Annotated in this window: 1 protein-coding gene; it reads left to right on the top strand. The window is 29.5% G+C overall.

Annotation, left to right across the window (positions count from 1 at the left end):
- A partial coding sequence (locus tag AOG54_RS04295) for a DUF2079 domain-containing protein (protein WP_156324200.1) occupies positions 1–707 on the top strand: 707 nt, incomplete at its 5' end.
- Position 708: the final 1 nt, after the last annotated feature.

Genomic DNA, 708 nt, shown 5'->3' with positions numbered 1-708 from the left:
TTTACTCCTTTGATTTTCATAACATGGCATTTCTTCCATTCTTCATTTTTATGGCCATATATGCATATCTTTACAATAAAAAGATATTAAATATTGCAATGTTAATATTTATAGTTTCACTTCATTCAAATTTTGTTTACATTTCACTGATGATTATTCTTTTTGAAATGGCATACAGCAGGAAATATAAGAATCTAAATTTAATGTTTTCAGGAATAAGATATAAATGGTTATTATTGGTATTATTTATTTTATTTACACTAACAGGATTTGCCTATATTGAGTTTGCAGGAATAATGAAGGGGATAATTTCAGGACATGTATCATCTGTAAGCATAACAACCGGCGAATCAGGAACTGTTCCCGGGGGATTAATGGGCATGGTCAGGGCATTATTCACAGACCCGGCATATTTATTTTCATTTATATATGCAAATTACATTCTTAAGATTTCATACATACTTTTATTATTTGCAACCACAGGCTTTATGTCATTATATTCCCCTGAAATATTAATAATAGGACTTCCATATTTTGGCTATGCAATTACATCATCATACGGTTCGTATTACACACTTGGCTATCAGTATGCTGCAATGATTTATCCTGTGATGTTTTTGGGCATTGCCTTCGGCGTATCAAAAATTATAGATAATTTAAATGCTAAAAATAAAAATAGATTTACACCTAAAAAAATATACTTTTAGA

The sequence above is a fragment of the Acidiplasma aeolicum genome, assembly GCF_001402945.1.
Taxonomy (GTDB): domain Archaea; phylum Thermoplasmatota; class Thermoplasmata; order Thermoplasmatales; family Thermoplasmataceae; genus Acidiplasma; species Acidiplasma aeolicum.
The sequence above is the reverse complement of the archived record's forward strand: the minus strand, read 5'-3'. Positions and strand labels throughout refer to the sequence as shown.